Source organism: Streptomyces typhae, assembly GCF_009755605.1.
Lineage (GTDB): Bacteria > Actinomycetota > Actinomycetes > Streptomycetales > Streptomycetaceae > Streptomyces > Streptomyces typhae.
Genome location: NZ_WPNZ01000003.1, coordinates 65,601 through 83,817, shown reverse-complemented (window position 1 = coordinate 83,817; position 18,217 = coordinate 65,601). Strand labels below are relative to the sequence as shown.

Here is an 18,217-nt window from a genome sequence, read left to right as displayed (position 1 = left end):
TGGGATCAGTCCTCCGCCGAGAGCAGGCCCGAGCGCTTGCGCATAAGGAGCATCGTCACGGCCATGGCGATGGCGAAGAGCACGAGCGAGAGCACGCACGCCGCACCGGTGTTGAAGTTCTGGAAGCCCATCGAGTAGACGAGCTGGGGCACGGTGAGGGTGGAGTGGTCCGGATAGCCGGGCTGAATCACCGTGCCGGGGCCGATGGAGACACCGGAGGCGATCTTTCCGGCGACCAGGGCCTGGGTGTAGTACTGCATGGTCTGGACGACGCCGGTGACCACCGCGAACATCACGATCGGGGTGATCGAGGGCCAGGTGACGTACCGGAACTTCGCCCAGGCGCCCGCGCCGTCCAGGTCGGCCGCCTCGTACTGCTCCTTGGGGACGTCGAGCAGCGCCGCCATGAAGATCACCATCAGGTCGCCGATGCCCCACAGGGACAGCATCACGAGGGACGGTTTCGCCCAGGTCGGGTCGTTGAACCAGGTGGGGGCGGTGATGCCGATCTTGGAGAGGATCTCGTTGACCGGTCCGGTGCCGGGGTTGAGCAGGAACACGAAGGCGACCGTGGCCGCCACCGGCGGGGCGAGGTAGGGCAGGTAGAAGGCGGTGCGGAAGAACCCGACGCCGCTCTTCAGCTTCGTCACGAGCAGCCCGAGCGAGAGCCCGAAGACCACGCGCAGCGCCACCATCACCACGACCAGCCACAGCGTGTTCCACAGGGCGGGGCCGAACAGCGGCATCTGCTCGAACACGTACCGCCAGTTCTTCAGGCCCACGAAGGTGGGCTCCTTGATCTGGTTGTAGTGCATGAACGAGAAGTAGACGGTGGCGATCAGCGGATAGAGGAAGAAGACGCTGAAGCCGATCAGCCAGGGGGAGAGGAACCCGAGCACGCGCAGTCTGCGGCGTGCGGGGGTGGACAGGGACAGGGCCATGGCGGGGCGCTCCTCAGTTCTCTGCCTGGAGGTTGTCGGCGTCGATCTGGTCGTCGAGCTTCTTCAGGCCCTTGCGCAGGTCCTTCACCCGTCCGGCCTCGACTCCGTACGAGAAGTCCTGGAGCGAGACGACGTACGCGCCGCCGTTGGTGGAGGGCGGGAGCGCCTGGCTGTACTGGTTCTCCAGGATCTTGAAGAAGGTGCGGAACCTGGGGTCGGCGTCCAGCTTCGGGGACTTCAGGGCCTCGAACGTCGAGGGCACGTTGTGGATGGCGTTGGCGAACTCGACGACCTGGTCGGTGTCGGCTGTCAGGAACCTGACCAGCTCCCAGGCGGCGTTCTGGTGCTTGCTGCTGTGCGCGATGCCCGCGACGGTGCCCGTGATGAAGCCCTTGCCGTAGGTGTCGGCCCGGTCGTCGGGCACCGGCAGCGGCGCCACGCCCCAGTCGAACTTCGCCTTGGCCTCGTCCAGCATCAGGCCGCGCCACTCGCCGTCCAGGTGCATGGCGAGCTTCTGGGTGAGGAAGGCGTTCTGGCTGGACATCTCGTCGCCGAAGGTGGTGCGGAACTTCTCCAGGGCGTCGTAGCCGCCCTGGGCCCGCACCAGTTCACCGGCGGCCTTGAAGAACTCGTACGAGCCGGGCTCGTCGGCGAGGCGGGCCTTGCCGTCGGCGCCGAAGTACTGGGGGCTCCACTGCGCGAACATCCGGTCGGGGCTGTTCTGGTAGAGCCGGAAGTTGGGCATGAAGCCGACGCGCCGGTACGAGTCCTTGCCCTTGCGCACGGTCAGCTTCTTCGCGGCGGCCGTGAACTCCGACATGGTGCGGGGCGGACGGGCGATGCCCGCCTCCTTGAAGGCGTCCTTGTTGTAGTACATGCCGAACGCGTCGGCGAGGAGCGGCAGCGCGCACTGGGTGCCCTTGTAGCTCGTGTAGTCGAGCAGCGTCTTGGGGAACGTCTTCTTCTTGTCGAGCCCGGTCTTCTTCATGAAGGGGTCGAGGTTCACCCACATGCCGGAGTCGCAGTACTGGCCGACGTTGTTCGTGGTGAACGACGTCACCACGTCGGGGGCCTCGCCGCCGCCCGCCCTGAGGGCCTGGTTGATGGTCTCGTCGGTGACGTTGCCGGTGGCCTTGACCTTGATGTTCGGGTGCTGCTCCTCGAACCGGTCGATGCTGTCGTTGATCGCCTCGACCTCGCTGGGCGCCGCCCAGCCGTGCCAGAACTTCAGCGTCACCGGCTTGGTGGGGTCGTCGTCGGCACTGCCGGTGCTCGGGTTGGCGCAGCCGGACAGGAGCAGTCCGGCGGCGGCCAGCACGACCGGCACGGCGGGCACGCGGGTGCGGCGTATGCGCCATCGCGGCATGGCGGACTTCCTTTGCGGGAGGGGGAGTATCCGGGGGAGGGGGACGTGTCCAGGGACCGGGGGACCGGGGGAGGGTGGCGTGTCCAGGGACCGGGAGGGGGCCGCTCAGGCCGTGTCGAAGAGGGTGTCGCGGGCCTGGGTGAGGGCGGTGCGGAGCGCGCCGGTGAGGATGGGGTCGCCATCCAGTTCGCTGATCCGGAGCAGTGGGCGGGGCAGGGCGAGCCCCGTCATCTCCTCCTTGACGCGCAGCCGCAGCTTCTCGCCGCCCGCCTGGGCCACCTGGCCGGACATGACGACGAGTTCGGGGTCGACGACCGCGACGACGGCGGCGAGGCCGCCGGCGATGTGCCGGGCCAGGTCGTCGAGCACGGCCGGGTCGGCGAGGGCGTCGGGGATGGACTTGCCGCCCGCGCGCTCGCGGATCACGGCGCCGGCGACGAGGCTCTCGAAGCCGCCCCGGTACGAGCCGGGGGCGCCGGTCGGGGCGCCGCGCAGCAGGGGGGCGCCGGGAACCGGCATGTAGCCGATCTCGCCCGCGCCGCCGGTCGCCCCGCGCAGCAGCGTCCCGCCCAGCACGATCGCCGCGCCCACGCCCTCGTCCAGCCAGGCGAGCACGAAGTCGTCGTGGTCCTGGGCGGCGCCCTCGTACTGCTCGGCGATGGCGGCGAGGTTCACGTCGTTCTCGATGGTCACCGGGGTGCCGAGGACTTCCGCGAGCTCGTCGCGGAGCGTGCGGGAGTGCCAGCCCGGCAGGTGCGGGGCGTAGCGGAGCTGGCCCGTGCGCGGGTCGATGGCACCGGGGGTGCCGATGACGGTGGCCCGCAGGTCGTCGTGGCCGAGCCCCCCGGCCTCGGCGAGCGCCCCGTCGACGGCCTCCGCGACCAGCTGCGCGGTGCGGTTGCGTACGTCCTCGGCGACCGCGTCCGCCTCGATGCGGAAGCGGCCCACCTCGCGGCCGGTGATGTCGGCCACCAGGGCGCTGAGCCCGAAGGGGTCCGCCGACAGCGCCGCCACGTGGCCGACCGAGGGGTCGATCTCGTACAGCGCCGCGTTCGGCCCCGGCCTGCCGCTCTGCCTCCCGGTGGTCCGGACGAGGCCCCCCGCCTCCAGGCGGCTCAGCAACTGCGAGGTCGTCGGCTTCGACAGCCCCGTCAGCTCACCGATGCGGGTACGGGTCAGTGGCCCGTGGGCGGCGAGGAGGTCGAGGGCGGCGCGGTCGTTCATGGCCCGCAGTACGCGGGGTGTCCCCGGGGTTCCCGGGGACACGGGGGTTCCCGGAGCTCCCGGCGCGCCGGGGGGCCCGCTGGGTGGGGTGGATCCTGCCATCGCTGTTCGACACCTGCCCTTCGGCTGCCCGCCTCCCCCGCTTCACTGTTAGGAAGGCTTCCTATTGGATGCGAGGAACGTAAGTCTCTGGGCAGAGGGCGTCAAGGGGCGGTGGGTTGGGGGCTATCAAGTCGTTATGTGGTCGGCTCGTTATGCTGTCGGCGTCAGTGGAGGGCGGATCGCCCTGATCGGACTTCTCACCGGTCCTGGGAGAGTTTGTACAGCTCGGCGAAGATTCCGCCCGCGTCCAGGAGCGCCTCGAAGGTGTCGGACTCGGCGACGCGCCCCTGGTCGAGGACGATGATGCGGTCCGCGATGCGGGCGTTCTCCATGTTGTGCGTGACGAACACGGCGGCCTTGCCCGCGGCGAGCTCCTTGAACCGGCGGATCACCAGATGCTCGGCCCGCGGATCCATCGCGGACGTCGGCTCGTCCAGCATCAGCACCGCGGCGTCCCTGTAGAACGCCCTGGCGACCGCGATTCTCTGCCACTGCCCGCCGGACAGGTCGGTGCCGCCCCAGTTCGAACTCGCCACGAGGGTGTCCAGGCCGTACGGGACCTTCGCGATGACGCTGTCCGCGCCGGCCGCCTTCGCCGCGTCCAGGAGGAGGGCGTCGTCTTCGGTGCGGGGCTGGCCGAGGTGGATGTTGGCGCGCAGGTCCATGGGCCAGCGCGTGTAGTCCTGCGGCACCAGGCCGACCCGCGCCCACACGCTGTGCGGGTCGGCCTCGGTGAGGTCGGTGTCGTCCCAGGTCACCCTGCCTCCGCCGGTCGCGACCCGCAGCCCGGTCAGCAGCGCGGAGAGCGTGGTCTTGCCGGAGCCGTTCTCGCCCACCAACGCGATGAGCTCGCCGCGCCGCAGGGTGAGGCTGACGCCGTCGACCGCCGGGGTCTTGGCGCCCGGATAGGTGTAGGAGACGTTCTCGGCGCGGATCTCGGCGGGCCCGGCGGCCGCGATGAAGGCGGTGCCGCGTACGGCGCGCAGGGCCTTCGCCCGGCGCAGGAACGCCTGCCAGTCGTCCAGGTACAGCGACGTTCGGAACAGTCTTGCAGCGGCCATGACCAGGGAGGTCAGGGCGCCGGTCGAGGTTCGAACCGCGATGACGGCGGTCGCGGCGACGGCCAGGTCCATCCGGCCGGTGGCGGCCAGCCACCCGAGCGCGACCCAGGTCGCGCCGAGCATCAGGCCGCTGGCGGCGGAGCCGAGCAGGGTCACGCGCAGGACACGCGGGGCCGCCGCCCGGTGGGTGGCCTTGATCCGATCCGTGATCTGGCGGTACCAGGAGGCCAGGAAGCCCGTCATGGTGGTGGCACGAACCTCGGCGGCGGTGCGGCGGTCGGTGGAGTAGTACCTGAGCAGGTATCGCAGGTGGTTGTCCGAGATGTTCTGGTGGTCCGCCCGGTGCTGGATCCGCGCGATGGTGACGGCGGCGGCGCCCTTGGGCACCACGGCCAGCACCAGAAGAGGCAGAAGCAGGGGGTGCAGGACCGTCAGAACCGAGGCGGCGGCGACGAGCTGGGCGAGCGCGGAAACCAGCGCCTGGGTGTCGCCGATCAGGTTCTCCGTTGCCTCCGCCCCTTTGCCCGCGGCCTGGAGGCGGTCGGTGAAACCGGGCCGGTCGTACGCCTCCAGCTCCACCTCCGGGGTCGCGGCCAGGATCTGAAGGTCCGCCTCGGTGGCGACCTCAGGCGCCAGCCTGGCGGAGGCGTACACGGCGAGCACGTCGGCCCCGGCCCGCACCCCCGTGGCCACGGCGACCACGATCAGCGCGGGCGTCGCGGAGCCCACCCGGTCGGCGACCGCGCCGCCGCTGAAGAGGTGGTTCATCGCGCCGGGCAGCGCACCGAGCGAGACGGCCGAGGAGACGGCTACCACCAGCTGGCACAGGCCAAGACAGAGCATCGCGGGGCGATCGGCGGCCCAGCCGAGGCGAGCCGCGGCGGTGAGCGTACGGGGAAGCCGGGCGGCCATCCGCCACCAGGAGGCGTTCGCGATGTCCTCGAAGTGCGGGTCGCTCCGGTAGCCGACCCGCTGCGGGGAACCGGAGGATTTCGGGCCGGGCGCGGACTGTGTCACCCGCCCCATCCTGGTGCGTCCGCCGAGACGGCCGGAGCCTTTTGAGCCGAACTCGCCCGCGTGGTGGACCGGGTGTCGCCCCAGCTGAGTCGCGGACGGCGACGGTGCCGGGGATGTTGACGGCCACTTCGACGCAATTCGCCGCTTTCGCTGCTGCGGCTGGACTAGCGGAAGTCCGAAGCGGCCACGGTAGGGTTCTGCACCTCGCTGAGGGAGCTGACCTTATTCAGCGCAGCGATGCCGTGAAGCGTGTCCAGGCCGTCGGGGCCAGGCGGACTATGGGGGCGTCGGGGGCCGGGTCCTTGGAGTCGCGGACGGCGACGGTGCCAGGGACGTTGCGGGCTACTTCGACGCACTCGTCCCTGAGTTCACTGCGGCTGGACTTGGTGAACTTGAACTCGGGCATGGTTCACATCTCCTTGCGCAGGCTGTCAATGAGTTCCAGGGAATCGTGTGGAGCCAGACTGAGGCGAGTCGTGCGGTCGAACAGCGTGCTGTACAGCGCACTCTCGGCCTCGTTCTCCACCCAAGCTGTTCCCAGCACGCGGTCGGCCTGCACCACATCCAGGGCGCCCATCTCCAGAAAGGAAACGATGCTGAACGGGCCTGTGCTGGAGGGGTGCGCGCCGGCACGGAACGGAAGTACCTGTAGGCGTACGTTCGGCAGCTCTGCGAGTTCGAGCACGCGCTCCAGCTGGGCGCGCATGACGTCCGGGCCGCCGATTTGCTGCCGCAGCGCGGCTTCCCAGACGACCGCGTAGAGCTGGAGGGGCTGCCCGCCCCACAGCCGCCTCTGACGCTTCTGCTTGGTCTGCACCCAGAACTCGATCTCCTCGGGGTCCGTCCAGCTGGCGTCCGTCACGCCGAGAGCGCGGGTGTAAGCAGGCGTCTGAAAGAGTCCTGGGATCAGCGCGGACTGCCAAGTGCGGACATGGCTCGCTACGTCCTCCATGGCGATGTACTCGGCAGTGAAGCGGTCGCTGGGCATGTTCTGCCACCATCCCTTGGCCTTGCGCCGCTCGCGGTCCAGCTTCGCCAACTCCAAGAGCCTGGCCAGGACCTTGGGGTCCTCGACCCCATAGAACTCGCACAGCACCCGGATGTCCGGGTCCCGCATCGGGACCCAGCCGCGCTCCATCTTCACGATCTTCGTGCCGGTCGCGTTGATGGACTCCGCAGCCTGCTGCTGGGTCTTTCCCGCTGCGTCGCGCAGGCGCAGCAGCTCTCCACCGAGCCTGCGAGCCAGGACAGTTGAGACCTGGCCCTGTCGGGACTGTGTTGATCGCGTCACGGTCACAGTGTGTCCCACCGCCGTTACGGAGGTGGAGAGGTTCACTCTTTCAGGAAGAACTTCCTGAGGTTGATTGCGCGCAGAGTGGCTGCATCGCTACGTTCAGTGCTCAACCGCTGACCCAGCGGTGACAGTTGGCGGAGTTTCGCGACTCCGACCGCACAAGGAGGTGCGTGTCCATGGCCGAACAAACCCCCACGCCGGCCCCACCCGAACCGGTGCTCCACGAGGACCGGCTCGACTACCTCCCCCTGGCGGGCAGCGTCTCGCTCGCCCGGCGCAGAACGGCCCGGCTCGTCGGCGAGTGGGGCCGCCCCGCCCTCGCGGGGGACGCCGCACTGATCACGTCCGAGCTGATGACCAACGCCCTGCTGCACGGCAGCCTCCGGGACCGCCTGATCCGCGTACGGATCACCCTCACCGCGGGCGCCCTCCGCATCGAGGTCACCGACCCGCGCGGGGAGCGGCTCCCGGAGCCCCGCTTCGCGGCCCTCTCGGACCAGTTCGGGCGCGGACTCCTCCTGGTGGCGGCACTGGCCGACCGCTGGGGCTGCGAGCCCAGGGCCGTGGGCAAGACCGTGTACGCGGAGCTGACGTGGTGAGCGCCGGCGGACCAGCGCGGATGCGGGTCGGCGAGTTCGAGGCGATCGCCCTGCACGCGGCCCGCGTCGCGGAAGGAGCACGCGTCGAACTGCTTCGCGGACAGCTCGGCGTCAAGACCGTGCCGCACGGCGACCGGGGGTGCGTTCTCCAGTGGTTGACGCGCACCTGCTTGCGGCAGTGGCCCGAGCTGTGGCTCGACACCCTCCAGGGGCTGGTGATCGAGAGCCGTCGGGGGGGCCGCGCCCGCCCCGACGGCTCACTGGCCCCCGCCGACGCCTTCGCGGGGCAGGGCGAGTGGGCCGACCCCACCCCTGTACTCATGGTCGTCGAGGTCACCTCGTGCGGCTCCGGCTCCGGCTCGGGCACCGGTCACCGCGACCTGGTGGAGAATCCCCGTGCCTACGCCGAGACCGGCATCCCGGTCCATCTGTTCATCGACCGCGACGCTTGCGAGGTCAAGGTGCACAGTCGGCCTGACGGCGTCCGCTACGAGCGGGTGTGCACGCTGCCGTTCGGCAGAGAGGTCACCCTGCCCGACCCTGTCGGCATCACCCTCGACACGAGACCGCTCGAAGCCTGGACCCGCTGAGCGGCGCAGCCGACGTACCCGCTCGGGGGCGCGCCCCTACTTCGACAGGTTCGGCGGGGGCTGCGGTATGGGGGACGCCGCCAGGGACTGGGGGGACGTCGCCGACGCGTACGCCGACGGGGCCGCCATGCCCGCCGTCGGGTCGGGGGCGGCGACCACGCCGCCGTCGACCGCGATGGGGAGGCCGCCCACCAGGCGGATCCCCTCCGCGTCGAAGGCACGCTTGATGCGCCAGCGGAGTTCGCGTTCGACGCCCAGGGACTTGCCCGGCATGGTCTTGGCGACGACGCGGAACACCATCTGGTCCAGGAGGACGCTGTCGAGGCCGAGTACCTCCACCGGGCCCCACAGCTGCTCGTTCCAGGGCTCGTCCTTGCCGAGGCGTTCGCCGACCTCGGCGAGGGTCTTCTTGACCTTGTCCAGGTCCTCGTCCGAGCGGACGGTCACGTCCACGCCCGCCGTGGACCAGCCCTGGGAGAGGTTGCCGATGCGCTTGACCTCGCCGTTGCGGACGTACCAGATCTCGCCGTCGTCGCCCCGCAGCTTCGTGACGCGCAGGCCCACCTCGATGACCTCGCCGGAGGCCACCCCGGCGTCGATGGAGTCACCGACCCCGTACTGGTCCTCCAGGATCATGAAGACGCCGGAGAGGAAGTCGGTCACGAGGTTGCGGGCGCCGAAGCCGATCGCCACGCCCGCCACGCCCGCCGAGGCGAGCAGCGGCGCCAGATTGATCTGGAACGTACCCAGGATCATCAGCGCCGCCGTGCCGAGGATCAGGAACGACGCCACCGAGCGGAGCACGGAACCGATCGCCTGGGAGCGCTGGCGGCGGCGCTCCACGTTCACGAGGAGTCCGCCGAGCGCCGTGCCGTCCACGGCCTGCGCCGTGCGGTTCATGCGGTCTATGAGCTTGGTGATGGCGCGGCGCACCAGGACCCGCAGCGTCATCGCGATCACGACGATGAGAAGGATGCGCAGGCCGATCGCGAGCCACGTCGACCAGTTCTGCTCCACCCAGCTGGCGGCGTTCTCGGCGCTCTCCTGCGCCTCGTCGAGCGTCACGGGTTTGCGCGTGGGTGATGGCGTCGGGTCCGGGTCCGTTCCGGCAGCCGACAGGACGGACAGGAACACGGCTGGTACCTCCAGGCATAGCGGCCTGCCCAGTAGATGCCCCGGACAGACCCACCACACTAACGGGGCATTGTGTGGGGATCGTTGTCACGTTTGACGGAGAGGCGGTGCTCACCAGGGCGGAAGCGGCCCTCCGGACGCCGTGTGGTCGAAAACACTTCAGGGCCGTTACCGGCTCATGCTGGCGTTCCGACCAGGCATGAGGGGAGACTGGGCGCAGATCGTCCCGGCGCGAGCCACGCGCCGCCGGCGTACAAGGAGGCATCCGTGCCGCATGTCCTGGTCCTCAACGCGTCGTACGAGCCCCTCGGCGTCGTACCGCTCCGCCGCGCGCTCGTCCTCGTCCTCGAGAACAAGGCACTCTGCCTCGAGGAGTCCGGCGCCTTCATGCACAGCGCGACCTGCACCATCCCCGCACCCAGCGTGGTCCGGCTCAAGCGTTTCGTGCGGGTTCCCTACCGGGGGCCCGTGCCACTGACCCGCCGTGCCCTGTTCGCCCGCGACGGCGGCCGGTGCATGTACTGCGGTGGCGTCGCAACCAGCGTCGACCACGTCATCCCGCGCAGCCGCGGCGGTCAGCACGTCTGGGACAACGTGGTGGCGTCGTGCCGCCGCTGCAACCACACCAAGGCCGACCGGCACCTGCTCGAACTCGGCTGGCGCCTGCGCCACAAGCCCGCCCCACCCACGGGCCTGGCCTGGCGCATCATCGGCACGGGGCATAGGGACCCGCGCTGGCTGCCGTACTTGCAGCCGTTCGGCGCGGACGACGCGATGGCCCGGATCGACGGCATATCCGCCTAGAAACGATCCGGGCTTTGTTGTACGCGGAGTGCGCCGAGTACGCCGGAACACGCGGAGTACGCGGAGCCCGACGCGGCCGTCCTCCGCAGGCGGCTCCTCGTGTACGCGGTGCCGGAGGCGACCTCAGTCCTCCGCCACCGCGTAGGCCTCCACCGACCACAGCGAGTACCCGAAACGGGTCGCCCGCTTCTCGCCCCGCACCCGCACGAAGCGGGTCCCCGGCGCGTCCATCCGCACGGACTCGCGGCCGCCCCCGCCGTCACGGACCACGGCCGCGGTGCGCCAGGTCCTGCCGTCGGCCGACGTCTCGACGCGGTACCTGGCCGCGTACGCGTCCTGCCAGCGCAGCACTACCCGCCCGAGCCGCACCGGTTCCGCCAGCTCCGCCTGCCACCAGGCGCCGTCGTCGGCGGGCGAGGACCAGCGGGTCGTGGCGTCGCCGTCATGTGCCGCCGACGCGGGGAAGTCCTTCGTCTCGTCGCCCGACGACGTCGCCTTCGCGCCGCGCGCCAGATCCGGGCCGCCGGTCCGGGGGTGCGCCCGCACCGTGATCCTTTGCGACGTCCCCTTCTCTGCGCCTCGTTTCTCTGCGCCCCGTTTCTCCGTGACCCGTTTCTCCGTGCCCGGTTCTGCGGCGAACCCGACCGTGATCCGGTACGAGCCCGCGCGCGTCCCAGGCGGGACGGTCACCTCCAGCGGTACGGACACCTCGGTGCCGCGCGGCAGGGTCACCGCCCGCGGGGCGCGCACCCGTACCCCCGCGGGTGCCTCCACGGTCAGCTCGCCCCGCACCTCGCCGGGGCGGCGCGACCCCAGCCTCGCCGTGACCCGCTCGGGGCCGCCGCCGATCTCCGCGTCCACCGCCGTACGGTCCAGGCCGAACCGGGCGGCGGGCCCGTCCGCGAACCACGGCACGACGTGCCGGACCCTGCCGTCCGCCGCGACCGCCCGGACGGCGTCGGCCTCGATGTCCTCAAGTCCCCGTCCCCGGGACACCTCGGTGAACCCCGAGGCCGCCAGGGGCGCGAGGCGCCGCCAGCCCGTGCCGGGTTCGTGCGCCTCCAGGACGCCCCGGGTGCCGGGGTCGGTCAGGGCCGTCACGGCTGCCGGCGGCCGGGCGTCCCGCCAGCGCGCCACCGCGCCGTCGTCCCGCGCGTGGTGCCCCCGGCCGCCCTTCGCCCCGTCCTCGCCCGGCACGTCCCGACCGGTCCCGGCATCCGCGCCCGCCGCCGCGTGTTCCCCGGCGAGGCCCGCCCACCTCTCGTACGCCGACTCCGCACGTTCCAGGAACGGGTCGAGGACCCCCTTGCCGACCGTCACGCGGCCGGGCCGCAGTTCGGCGCGCAGCGACCGCAGGGTGCGGGCCGCCTGCCACGCGGCGGCGCCGTCGCCCCGTCCGGTCGCCTCCAGCATGTCGACGGCCGCGGCGCCCGCCCTGCCGTACAGCGCGAGGCGGGCCGACCAGGGCCGCACCTCCGCCGCGAGGTCGCCGAGCCCGTCCACGCTGCTCGCCGCCAGCGTCCCCGGGGTGTCCCGCAGTACGCGGAAGGCGTCCCGCAGGGCGTGCGCGGCATCGGCGGCGCGGCGCCGGTCCGTCGTCGTACGGGTACGCCAGAACTCCCGCAGGAGCGGGCGCAGGTACGCCGACTCCTCGGCGCCGAGGACGGACGAGGCCTCGTTGCCCGCGAGGGCGGCGAGCGCGGCGCGGGCCCCGGAGTCCCCGCCCGCCAGCTCGTCGAGCGCCGCCTGCCAGGACTCCTCCGGCCGGTAACCGCGGGGGTTCCAGGCGAAGTCCGCTGCCGTGAACAGCGGGACGCGCGACGCCGCGGGCTGCTCCATCGCCTGCGCGAGGAGCGCGGCCGACCCCTGGGCCACGGCGGGCTCCCGGCCCCTGTACGGGCCGAGGAAGATCCGGTCGGGCGCGAAGTCGTTCACCGGGTAGTTGTCCATGGTGACCAGCGGATGGTCCCCGTACGCGGAGCGCGCGTCCGCGAGTTCGCGCCCGGTGATGGTCCTCGGTACGACGCCGACGCCCGACCACGCCGTCTCGACGGCGGGGTCGAGCGCTGCGGACAGCGCCGCGCGGTAGTCCGTCGCCCCGTCCTGGAAGAACTCGGTGGGCATCAGGGACAGCGCCGGCGCCCCCGGGTGGCGCGCGGACAGATGCCGGGCGACGGCGTTCGCGACCCGCGCCTGGGCGCGGGCGGCGGCCCGCGGACCCGAGCCGAAGGTGTCCGCGTCCCGTCCGCAGTGCCATTCGCTGTAGCTCACGTCCTGGAACTGGAGCTGGAACGCCCGCACGCCGAGCGCCCACATCGCGTCGACCTTCCGCTTCAGGTCCCTGGCGTCCTCCTCCGACGACAGGCACAGGGACTGGCCGGGCGCGAAGGACCAGGCGAGCGTCACGTGGTTGCGGGCCGCGCGTTCGGCGAGCGCGCGGAACCGGGCGCGCTGCGCGGCAGGGTAGGGCTCGCGCCAGCGCGCCTGCCGGTACAGGTCGTCGCCCGGCGCGTACAGATAGCGGTTCTGCTTCGTGCGCCCCATGAAGTCGAGCTGCGCGAGGCGTTGCCGGTGCGTCCACGGGGTGCCGTAGAACCCCTCCGTCAGGCCGCGCACCGCCGTCGCCGGCCAGTCGCGGACCCGCACGCCCGGGATCGTGCGGGCCCCGGGGTCGGTGAGCTGCCGCAGCGTCTGCACGGCGTGGAAGAGGCCGTCCGGTCCGACGCCGTCGAGCGCCACGGTGGCGCGCCCCGCGACCCGTCCGACGGCCAGGCGGTAGCCGCCCGCGGGGAGATCACCGCGTGGGCGCTCACCGAGGGCGCGCAGCGCCGCGTCGGCGCCCCCGGCCCCGCTTCCGGCTCCGCTTCCGCTCCCGCTTCCGCTCCCGCTTCCGGCTCCGCTTCCGCTCCTGCCTACCGTCCCGTCCTCGCCTCCGCTTCCGACGCGGATCACGAGGTGACCGCCCGCGGGCAGCGCCGCGTCCGCGGGGACCTCGGTGATCCGGCGGGCCCCCGCACCCCGGAGCAGGGTGCGCAGGGCGTCGACGGCGTGCCGGTCCGGGGTGCCCTCGGTGACGAGGACGACGGTGTCGCCGACGGTGACGGTGCTGCCCGGACCCGTGGGCTCCTGGGAGTGCGGCCGGGGCCGGACACGAGGGGGGCCTCACCCGCCCGCCGGTCGGCCGGTGACGTCGCGGGGGCGGCGCCGCCGTCCGGCGGGAGAGGTGCGGAGAGGGCGCCCGGCGCGGTGCCGAGCGCGCCCGCGATGACGGCGAGCGCGACGGCGGCCGCGCCCTTCCCGCGCCGCAGCTGCACAGGCTCTCCTTGTCACGTGGAGGTGATGCGGTGTCACGCACAGCTCAGAAAGCCCACCACCCGCACCGGGAACGTGTCAACGCGCGACCCCGCACATCCATGCGTGTCCCCGCATGCCTCTGCGCGGAGGCGGGCGGTCCGGCACCCTGGGCGGAAGGCCTGTTTGTGACCAGCGCCACGTTCCCGGACGGTATACGGATGCCCCCCATCGCAGTGGGTAGGGCTTTCGCACCGGTATCCGCGACCAAGGAGCACCTCATGCCCGCTTCCGCGAATCTCCTCCTGTCCGCCCTGTCCAAACAGGTCTCGCACCCCGACTCCGGCCTCGACGGGTCCTGCTCCTGCGGCTGTCTGGAGCTGCCCCTCACCAGCGAGCCGCCGCTCGCCGACGCCGCCCCGCTCACCAGCGAGCCGTCCCTGATGGACGCCGCCCCCCTGACCAGCGAGCCGACCTCCACGGGCACGGCCGCGGGCGTGGACCCCATGGGGGTCTAGATGACCCTTGCCAGGCTGGCCGCCCTGTACGGCGTGGCCACCTCCTACTCACCGTCCCCGGACCGCACGGTCCAGGCATCCGAGGCCGCGGTCGTCGCGGTCCTCGCCGCGCTCGGTGTCGACGCGAGCACTCCCGAGGCGGTGCGGGACGCGGTGGCGGCCCGCGAGGGGGCGCTGCGGGAGCGGTTGCTGCCCCCGACCGTCGTCCTGTGGGCCGAGGGGCGGCCTGCCCCCGACGGCAAGGGCCCCGCCCCCGGCCCCGAGGCGGCCCTCGCCTCCCTCGCCTCCCTGGCCGTTCTCACCGACCTCCCCGCGGGCACCCGCGTCACCGTCGAGACGGAGGCCGGGGACCGGGTCGAGACCGCCACGCCCGTCCCCGGGCAGCCGCCCCTGGCCTCCGCGCAGCCGCCCTCAGCCGCCCATCTCCCCCTGGGAGCCCCCTCGGGAACGCCCTCGGCAATCCCCCTGGGAATCCACCGCCTCCGCGCCGTCACCCCCGACGGCGCCACCGCCGACGCCCATCTGATCGTCGCCCCGCGCCGGGCCCCCGCGCCGCCGCCGCGCACGTACGGCTTTCTCGTGCAGCTCTACTCCCTTCTGAGCCGCCACTCCTGGGGCATGGGGGACCTCGGTGACCTCGCCGAGCTGGCGTCGTGGTCGGGGCGGGCGCTGGGGGCCGGCTTCGTCCAGGTGAACCCGTTGCACTCGGCTGTGCCCAAGCCCCCAGGCGGCGCCGGTGACCCCTCCCCGTACCGCCCCTCGTCGCGCCGCTTCCCCGACCCCGTGCACCTGCGCGTCCCGGACGTACCGGAGTTCGCCGGGCTGCGCGGCGAGGCCCGGGAGCGCGCGGGCCTCTTCCTCGATCAGGCGGCGACGCTGCGCGGGTCCGTCCTGCACGAGAACGGCCTCATCGACCGCGACGCCGTCTGGGAGCTCAAGTCGGCCGCCCTGGAACTGATCCGCGGCGTGCCGCTCGGGCCCGGCAGATGCGCGGGCTACAGCGACTTCCTCGCCGAGCGCGGCCAGGCCCTGGAGGACCACGCCACCTGGTGCGCGCTCGCCGAGCGGTACGGCCCCGACTGGCACACCTGGCCCGCGCCCCTGCGCGACCCGGCGTCCCCCGAGACCGCCCGCGCCCGCACGGAGGCCATGGACCGCGTCGACTTCCACGAACGCCTCGCCTGGCTCACCGACGAGCAGCTCGCCGCCGCCCAGCGGGCCGCGCACGACGCCGGGATGAGCGTCGGCCTCATCCACGACCTGGCCGTCGGCGTGCACCCGGACGGCGCGGACGCCTGGGCGCAGCAGCGGTACTTCGCCACCGGCATGTCAGCGGGCGCGCCACCGGACGCCTTCAACGAACTCGGGCAGGACTGGGGGCTCCCGCCGTGGCGCCCGGACCGGCTCGCCGCGTCCGGCTACGCCCCGTTCCGGGAGCTGGTGCGGGCCACGCTGCGGCACGCGGGCGCGGTGCGCATCGACCACGTCATGGGCCTCTTCCGGCTCTGGTGGGTGCCGCGGGGACGCACCCCCGTGGAGGGTACGTACGTGCGCTACGACGCCGAGGCCATGCTGGCCGTCCTCGTCCTTGAGGCACACCGCGCGGACGCCCTCGTCATCGGCGAGGACCTCGGCACGGTCGAGCCGGGCGTGCGCGACGCGCTGCGCGAACGCGGGGTGCTCGGCACGTCCGTACTGTGGTTCGAGCGCGACTGGGAGGGCTCGGGCCTGCCGCTGCCGCCCGCCCAGTGGCGCGCCGACTGCCTGGCCACGGCCACCACCCACGACCTGCCGTCCACGGCCGCCCGCATGACGGGCGATCACGTCCGCCTCCGCCACGACCTCGGCCTGCTGACCCGGCCGCAGGCCGCCGAACGCGCCGAGGCCGCCGCCGACGTGCACACCTGGCTCGCGCTGCTCGCCCGGCTCGGCATGCTGCCGGGCGGCGCGGGGGACGAGGAGGACGCGGTCAGGGCCGTGCACCGGTTCCTGCTCGCGACGCCCGCCCGCATGGTCGGGATCTGGCTGCCGGACACCGTCGGCGACCGCCGCCCGCAGAACCTGCCCGGCACCTGGGACCAGTACCCCAACTGGCGGCTGCCCGTCGCCGACGCCACCGGCCGCCCCGTCACCCTGGAGGAACTCGCCGCCGCGCCGCGCCTGCACGCCCTCATGGAGGTGTTCCGCCCGCATCCGCGCCCCGGGGGCGGTACGGGCTGAGACACCCCGTACGGCACCCCGGGCGCGCGGCCCGCGGAGCCGTTCGCTACTTTGGCACCGTGGACAAGAAGAACGCCCTGCGCGCCGGTGCCCTGGCTGCCGGTACGACGCTGATGATGCTGCTCATGACGTCCCCCGCGGCCGCGTCGCTCCACCGCGACGACGGCGACGACCCGGGCTCCGGCCTGAGCGTGATGGAGACGCTCGGCCTGTACGTGGCCGCGCCGATCGTGCTGTTCCTGGTGATCGCCGGTCTGGTGATGGTCGGGGACAAGTCCCGCAAGCAGCAGAAGCAGGGCTGACGGCACCGGTCCGTTCCAGCTCTCAGTCTTTCTGCCGAGGGCGCTCCCCGGTCGCGAACGCAGACGCAGTCGTCCGCGCGTGCGGCCGAGGGGCGCCCTCGGCGTGTTGTTCAGGCGCCGTCCTCCGGGCGGGAACCCGCGAGCAGCCTCCGCAGCAAGGCGGCCAGTTGGGCCGTCTCCGCCGTGTCGAGGCCCGCGGACGTGAGCGCCGCGCGCTGCTCCTCCAGGCCCGCCGCCACCGCCCGCTCGACCAGGGCCAGGCCCTCCTCGGTCAGCGTCACCTGGAGCGCCCGCCGGTCGTGCGGGTCGGGGGAGCGGCGAAGGAGTCCCGCCCGCTCCAGCTTGTCGAGCCGCCCCGTCATGCCGCCCGTGGTCAGCATCAGCGTCGAGGACAGCCGCCGCGGTGAGAGCGTGTACGGCTCCCCGGAGCGGCGCAGCGTGGCGAGCACGTCGAACTCCCCGCGGCTGGTGCCGAGCCGGCGGTACGCCTGTTCCACGCGGTCGCCCATCGCCTGCGTGATGCGGTGGACGCGGCCGAAGACCTCCATGGGAGTGGTCTCCAGGTCGGGCCGGACCGCGGCCCACTGCTCGATGATCGCGTCGACGGCGTCGGGCGGACCGCTCGCCCCGTTCTCGATGTCCATGGCAGAAGTATCCCGCGCCCATTGGATGCTCACAAGTAAGTAGCTTGACGGAAAGTAGCTTAGGGCTAAGCTACTTCCTGTCGAGCCACTTGCCGCGATTCCTCGGGAGCCGTACGTCATGAAGCGCGCCACCGCGATCCTGCTCACCGCCTACGCCCCGCTGACCTGGGGTTCCACCTACGCCGTCACGACCGAGTTCCTGCCGGCCGACCGGCCCCTGTTCACGGGCCTGATGCGGGCCCTGCCCGCGGGGCTGCTGCTGCTCCTCATCGCGAGACGGCTGCCTAGAGGGGAGTGGTGGTGGAAATCCCTTGTCCTCGGGGCGCTGAACATCGGCGCCTTCTTCCCGCTGCTCTTCCTCTCGGCCTACCGGCTGCCCGGCGGCATGGCCGCGGTCGTCGGCTCCGTCGGCCCGCTGTTCGTCGCCGGGCTCTCGGCGCTGCTCCTCGCCGACCGGCCGAGCCCGCGCACCCTGCTCACCGGCGCCGCCGCGGCCCTCGGCGTCAGCCTGGTCGTCCTCAGGGCCGCCGGGGCCCTCGACGCGGTCGGCCTGCTCGCGGCGGTCGGGTCGACGGCGTCGATGTCGACAGGAACCGTCCTCACCAAGCGGTGGGGCCGCCCGGACGGCGTGGGCCCGCTCGCGCTCACCGGCTGGCAACTGACGGCGGGCGGCCTGCTCATCGCCCCGGTGGCGCTCCTCGTCGAGGGCGCGCCGCCCGCCCTCGACGGCCGGAACGTCGCGGGCTACGTCTACCTGTCCCTGGCCGGTACGGCGGTCGCGTACTGGCTGTGGTTCCGGGGCATCGGCAGCCTCAGCGCGACCCAGGCCAGCCTGCTCGGCCCGCTCTCGCCCCTGACGGCGGCGGTCATCGGCTGGGCGGCGCTGGGTCAGGCGCTGACGGCGGTGCAGCTGGGGGGCATGGCCTTGGCCTTCGCGGCGACGGTGTTCGGGCAACTGCGCCCGGGGCGGCCCGCGACAGACCCCGAAACATTCAGTTCAGCTTCAAAGACTGAGCGAAAAGTTTCGGTGGACCTGGAGAATGCGGCGGTGCGACGGTAGTCCGGCAGAGACAACCGGGCCCCTGACGCAGCACGCGGACGGGGGAGAGA

At 72.5% G+C, this 18,217-nt stretch carries 16 protein-coding genes and 1 pseudogene; 7 read left to right on the top strand and 10 right to left on the bottom strand.

The window, feature by feature from the left end; genetic code table 11:
- Window positions 1-5: 5 nt before the first annotated feature.
- From GPA10_RS06925 to GPA10_RS06900, 6 genes are all read right to left on the bottom strand, one after another.
- Window positions 6-941: a carbohydrate ABC transporter permease gene (locus GPA10_RS06925; protein ID WP_058851031.1), complete on the bottom strand. Its 936-nt coding sequence runs from the start codon at window positions 939-941 to the stop codon at window positions 6-8.
- A 13-nt stretch (window positions 942-954) separates the two neighbouring features.
- Entirely contained in the window at window positions 955-2,307 is a 1,353-nt protein-coding gene (locus tag GPA10_RS06920) for an ABC transporter substrate-binding protein (RefSeq protein ID WP_157164725.1), read from the bottom strand.
- A 105-nt stretch (window positions 2,308-2,412) separates the two neighbouring features.
- Window positions 2,413-3,531 (bottom strand): ROK family transcriptional regulator, encoded by a 1,119-nt coding sequence (locus tag GPA10_RS06915; protein ID WP_246258882.1) that lies wholly within the window; start codon window positions 3,529-3,531, stop codon window positions 2,413-2,415.
- Window positions 3,532-3,830: 299 nt separating this feature from the next.
- Window positions 3,831-5,720, bottom strand: coding sequence for an ATP-binding cassette domain-containing protein (locus GPA10_RS06910; protein ID WP_157164723.1), 1,890 nt, complete (start codon window positions 5,718-5,720; stop codon window positions 3,831-3,833).
- 217 nt (window positions 5,721-5,937) lie between these two features.
- Complete coding sequence (locus tag GPA10_RS06905; protein ID WP_157164722.1) at window positions 5,938-6,117, bottom strand: DUF397 domain-containing protein; 180 nt, start codon at window positions 6,115-6,117, stop codon at window positions 5,938-5,940.
- A 3-nt stretch (window positions 6,118-6,120) separates the two neighbouring features.
- Window positions 6,121-7,002 (bottom strand): helix-turn-helix domain-containing protein, encoded by an 882-nt coding sequence (locus GPA10_RS06900; RefSeq protein WP_343040462.1) that lies wholly within the window; start codon window positions 7,000-7,002, stop codon window positions 6,121-6,123.
- 179 nt (window positions 7,003-7,181) lie between these two features.
- Between GPA10_RS06900 and GPA10_RS06895 the strand changes: the two genes are divergently transcribed.
- Both GPA10_RS06895 and GPA10_RS06890 read left to right on the top strand, forming a co-directional pair.
- Complete coding sequence (locus tag GPA10_RS06895) at window positions 7,182-7,604, top strand: ATP-binding protein (protein ID WP_058851025.1); 423 nt, start codon at window positions 7,182-7,184, stop codon at window positions 7,602-7,604.
- Between the two features lie 20 nt (window positions 7,605-7,624).
- Window positions 7,625-8,194: a Uma2 family endonuclease gene (locus GPA10_RS06890; RefSeq protein WP_157164931.1), complete on the top strand. Its 570-nt coding sequence runs from the start codon at window positions 7,625-7,627 to the stop codon at window positions 8,192-8,194.
- Between the two features lie 36 nt (window positions 8,195-8,230).
- On the opposite strand, the gene GPA10_RS06885 is transcribed toward GPA10_RS06890, so the two are convergent.
- On the bottom strand, window positions 8,231-9,328 hold the full coding sequence (locus GPA10_RS06885) for a mechanosensitive ion channel family protein (RefSeq protein WP_343040459.1): 1,098 nt from the start codon (window positions 9,326-9,328) through the stop codon (window positions 8,231-8,233).
- Between the two features lie 267 nt (window positions 9,329-9,595).
- On the opposite strand from GPA10_RS06885, the gene GPA10_RS06880 reads away from it, so the two are divergent.
- A complete protein-coding gene (locus GPA10_RS06880; RefSeq protein WP_058851022.1) occupies window positions 9,596-10,132 on the top strand; it encodes an HNH endonuclease in 537 nt (178 codons plus the stop codon).
- A gap of 123 nt (window positions 10,133-10,255) precedes the next feature.
- On the opposite strand, the gene GPA10_RS43965 is transcribed toward GPA10_RS06880, so the two are convergent.
- Entirely contained in the window at window positions 10,256-10,678 is a 423-nt protein-coding gene (locus tag GPA10_RS43965; RefSeq protein ID WP_425505694.1) for a discoidin domain-containing protein, read from the bottom strand.
- 798 nt (window positions 10,679-11,476) lie between these two features.
- Window positions 11,477-13,228: pseudogene (locus tag GPA10_RS43960) on the bottom strand (glycoside hydrolase family 84 protein); the annotation flags it as partial.
- A gap of 476 nt (window positions 13,229-13,704) precedes the next feature.
- Between GPA10_RS43960 and GPA10_RS06870 the strand changes: the two are divergent.
- The 3 genes from GPA10_RS06870 to GPA10_RS06860 are packed head-to-tail and all read left to right on the top strand — an operon-like array spanning window position 13,705 to window position 16,463.
- Entirely contained in the window at window positions 13,705-13,941 is a 237-nt protein-coding gene (locus GPA10_RS06870) for a hypothetical protein (protein WP_157164721.1), read from the top strand.
- A complete protein-coding gene (gene malQ, locus GPA10_RS06865; protein ID WP_157164720.1) occupies window positions 13,942-16,161 on the top strand; it encodes a 4-alpha-glucanotransferase in 2,220 nt (739 codons plus the stop codon).
- Window positions 16,162-16,220: 59 nt separating this feature from the next.
- Complete coding sequence (locus tag GPA10_RS06860) at window positions 16,221-16,463, top strand: hypothetical protein (protein WP_058851018.1); 243 nt, start codon at window positions 16,221-16,223, stop codon at window positions 16,461-16,463.
- 110 nt (window positions 16,464-16,573) lie between these two features.
- On the opposite strand, the gene GPA10_RS06855 is transcribed toward GPA10_RS06860, so the two are convergent.
- The gene (locus tag GPA10_RS06855; RefSeq protein ID WP_157164719.1) at window positions 16,574-17,107 is read right to left on the bottom strand and encodes a MarR family winged helix-turn-helix transcriptional regulator; all 534 of its coding nucleotides are present in this window, start codon (window positions 17,105-17,107) and stop codon (window positions 16,574-16,576) included.
- 118 nt (window positions 17,108-17,225) lie between these two features.
- Here GPA10_RS06855 and GPA10_RS06850 point away from each other — a divergent pair, with 118 nt between their 5' ends.
- Window positions 17,226-18,167, top strand: coding sequence for an EamA family transporter (locus GPA10_RS06850; RefSeq protein ID WP_157164718.1), 942 nt, complete (start codon window positions 17,226-17,228; stop codon window positions 18,165-18,167).
- Window positions 18,168-18,217: the final 50 nt, after the last annotated feature.

Excerpts from the sequence above, each read along its gene's own strand:
- GPA10_RS06925 (WP_058851031.1), bottom strand. The coding sequence starts at position 941 with ATGGCCCTGTCCCTGTCCACCCCCGCACGCCGCAGACTGCGCGTGCTC.
- GPA10_RS06920 (WP_157164725.1), bottom strand. The coding sequence starts at position 2,307 with ATGCCGCGATGGCGCATACGCCGCACCCGCGTGCCCGCCGTGCCGGTC.
- GPA10_RS06915 (WP_246258882.1), bottom strand. The coding sequence starts at position 3,531 with ATGAACGACCGCGCCGCCCTCGACCTCCTCGCCGCCCACGGGCCACTG.
- GPA10_RS06910 (WP_157164723.1), bottom strand. The coding sequence starts at position 5,720 with ATGGGGCGGGTGACACAGTCCGCGCCCGGCCCGAAATCCTCCGGTTCC.
- GPA10_RS06905 (WP_157164722.1), bottom strand. The coding sequence starts at position 6,117 with ATGCCCGAGTTCAAGTTCACCAAGTCCAGCCGCAGTGAACTCAGGGAC.
- GPA10_RS06895 (WP_058851025.1), top strand. The coding sequence starts at position 7,182 with ATGGCCGAACAAACCCCCACGCCGGCCCCACCCGAACCGGTGCTCCAC.
- GPA10_RS06890 (WP_157164931.1), top strand. The coding sequence starts at position 7,625 with ATGCGGGTCGGCGAGTTCGAGGCGATCGCCCTGCACGCGGCCCGCGTC.
- GPA10_RS06870 (WP_157164721.1), top strand. The coding sequence starts at position 13,705 with ATGCCCGCTTCCGCGAATCTCCTCCTGTCCGCCCTGTCCAAACAGGTC.
- malQ (WP_157164720.1), top strand. The coding sequence starts at position 13,942 with ATGACCCTTGCCAGGCTGGCCGCCCTGTACGGCGTGGCCACCTCCTAC.
- GPA10_RS06855 (WP_157164719.1), bottom strand. The coding sequence starts at position 17,107 with ATGGACATCGAGAACGGGGCGAGCGGTCCGCCCGACGCCGTCGACGCG.
- GPA10_RS06850 (WP_157164718.1), top strand. The coding sequence starts at position 17,226 with ATGAAGCGCGCCACCGCGATCCTGCTCACCGCCTACGCCCCGCTGACC.